The organism is Floridaenema aerugineum BLCC-F46 (assembly GCF_041929345.1).
GTDB classification, from domain to species: Bacteria; Cyanobacteriota; Cyanobacteriia; order Cyanobacteriales; family Aerosakkonemataceae; genus Floridanema; species Floridanema aerugineum.
Genome location: NZ_JBHFNQ010000018.1, coordinates 1 through 2,362, shown reverse-complemented (window position 1 = coordinate 2,362; position 2,362 = coordinate 1). Strand labels below are relative to the sequence as shown.

Here is a 2,362-nt window from a genome sequence, read left to right as displayed (position 1 = left end):
TGCCCACCCCACAAGATTTTCAGCTTTCTTGTGGGGTGGGCATCTTGCCCGCCCCATTGATAGATAACTATTTTCACTTTATTTATTTGCACCTACTTAAAGTCCTCACAACGAACTTACGCCAAAATCATCTTATTAGTTGCTTTTCCTGACTCATCTACATCGTAAACAGTTGGTACACCAGTTGCTAACTCTAGTTTGGTAACTTCCTCTGGACTTAAGTTATCTAAACCCATCATAATCGCCCGTAAAGAGTTACCATGAGCCGCAACTAACACATTATCTCCATGCTTAAGATGAGTGAGAATACGGTCTTGAAAAAATGGTAAAGCTCGCTTCATTGTATCTTCTAAACTTTCGCCCCCTGGTGGACGTACAGAGAAAGAACGTCGCCATTCATGAACTTGTTCTTTGCCATATTTTTCCCCTGTTTGGGCTTTATTTAACCCTTGCAATGCCCCATAATAACGCTCATCTAAACATGAACAAGGATAGATGGGTAATTCTTCTTCTGGACTCCCATCATACTTATCCCAACCATGCCAATCTTCGTGGGTTGCATCATGTTTAATAATTGGGGTTTTACCGCCACAAATTTCATCACATTCTGTTAAACAAATAACGGCGGTTTCCATTGCTCGAAAGAGCATACTTGTAAAACAAACATCTACATGATATTTGTTATTCTTAAGTTTACAAGAAGCAATTGTCGCTTCGGCGCGACCTTGTTCGCTCAAAGGAACATCTACCCAACCTGTAAATTTGTTGGCAGCATTCCAAAGACTTTGACCATGACGGAGTAAAATCAATTTAGCCATTTACCCACTTCCTAAGATTTTCTGGTTGGCAAATGATGATACTCTTGATAATCTTTTTCTACCAGTATCTTTTGTTAGATCTTTAGTTAAGCTAAATTTAATTCCAGATTAATTAGACATCTCCTAAAATTAAAGGTGCATTACCTAGAAAACTTGTTGAGACGTTATATATAACGTCTCAACAAGATATATAACGTCTCAACAAGGTTTTTTGCAGATGTCTATTTTTGTTTATGAGTTTTGATAATATTATTTGGCGGGCAAAATGCCCACCCGACAATTTTTAAACAGGATCGAGAGCGTTTGCTTTCAGTTCATTGAGGGAAACATATTCCACAGCTGAAGCATGGGTAGAAGATAAAATTACAGGCGGTGCAACACCAGCATCTAGAGCTTCTTTCCATCTTAGGGCACATAGACACCAGCGATCGCCAGGTTTTAACCCAGGAAAATTAAACGCTGGAACTGGTGTTGATAAATCATTTCCCCTAGCTTTACTAAAAGTGAGAAATTCTTCAGTTACTTGAGCGCAAACAATATGAGCGCCCATATCACCCGCGCCTGTGTTACACTTCCCATCACGATAAAATCCCGTCATTGGTGAAGTGCAACAAGTTTGCAAATCTCCCCCTAAAACATTTCTAGCACCTGTCATAAGCACAACTTTTCCGAAACTTTTTCTATGTTAATTCTATTTGTTAACTTCTAACAAACCGGGAGGGGGATTAATTTCAATTCGCTTATTTGCTAAATCTACAATGGGTACAATCTCTTGCACAAAAGGAATTAAAATTTCTGTTTGTTTTTCGCCTTCTTCACCAACCCCAGATGAATCATTAGGGCTGACTAATAATAAGTCGTTACCTGCGGGAATTAAATCTCTGACAACGCCAATTTTTTCACCATTTAATTGGTTAAAAACTTCTAAACCCACTAAATCTAAAATATGATATTCATCTGCTTCTAATGTTGGTCGATCGCTCGCCGGAACCAATAACTTACATCCCCGCAATTCTTCGGCTTGGTTGCGATCGATCACTCCCGCCAATTTCACAATATACAAATTTTTATGGGGAATGTATCTACCACTCAGCAATTCGATCGATCGCGGTTCTGTTTCCTTGGGATGCAATAACCAACGTTCTCCCGGTTTTTCAAAACGTTCAGGAAAATCCGATTCTGGATAAACCCGCACCTCTCCTTTTAAACCTTGCGCTGATACGATCGTACCAATTTCTAGCCAGTCTTCTGTACTCATTTGCGATCGAAAAATTCACTCTATTTATATTGTCGCTGATTTGTTATCTACATAGAGAGGGCACAGGGAACGGGCAACGGGGGCAGTACGTATTTGTACATAGTCTTTTTGTAGTGCAAAAGGCTAAATAAAGTCCTGATTATAGATTGAACAAAAATGTTGAGCGCAGTCCCTACCTATAACGAAGTTTAGGTAGGGTTAGCGAAACCAACATAAAAATGCGTAGCAACGATTTATTCTGGATTCTCTTGGTTCTGCACATATTCTATAAGTTTATTTAGTGGTG

General features: G+C 39.2%; 3 protein-coding genes. All 3 read right to left on the bottom strand.

Annotation, left to right across the window (positions count from 1 at the left end):
• Positions 1-116: 116 nt before the first annotated feature.
• The 3 genes from ACE1CC_RS02325 to rimM all read right to left on the bottom strand — a co-directional run bounded on the left by ACE1CC_RS02325 (position 117) and on the right by rimM (position 2,076).
• Positions 117-818: a 2,3-bisphosphoglycerate-dependent phosphoglycerate mutase gene (locus ACE1CC_RS02325; RefSeq protein WP_413268864.1), complete on the bottom strand. Its 702-nt coding sequence runs from the start codon at positions 816-818 to the stop codon at positions 117-119.
• Between the two features lie 283 nt (positions 819-1,101).
• Positions 1,102-1,473: a DUF2237 family protein gene (locus ACE1CC_RS02320; RefSeq protein WP_413268863.1), complete on the bottom strand. Its 372-nt coding sequence runs from the start codon at positions 1,471-1,473 to the stop codon at positions 1,102-1,104.
• A 36-nt stretch (positions 1,474-1,509) separates the two neighbouring features.
• Complete coding sequence (gene rimM / locus ACE1CC_RS02315) at positions 1,510-2,076, bottom strand: ribosome maturation factor RimM (RefSeq protein ID WP_413268862.1); 567 nt, start codon at positions 2,074-2,076, stop codon at positions 1,510-1,512.
• Positions 2,077-2,362 lie beyond the last annotated feature (286 nt).

What these genes read in the sequence shown, in the direction of transcription:
- ACE1CC_RS02325 (WP_413268864.1), bottom strand. Translation starts at nt 818, where the DNA reads ATGGCTAAATTGATTTTACTCCGTCATGGTCAAAGTCTTTGGAATGCT.
- ACE1CC_RS02320 (WP_413268863.1), bottom strand. Translation starts at nt 1,473, where the DNA reads ATGACAGGTGCTAGAAATGTTTTAGGGGGAGATTTGCAAACTTGTTGC.
- rimM (WP_413268862.1), bottom strand. Translation starts at nt 2,076, where the DNA reads ATGAGTACAGAAGACTGGCTAGAAATTGGTACGATCGTATCAGCGCAA.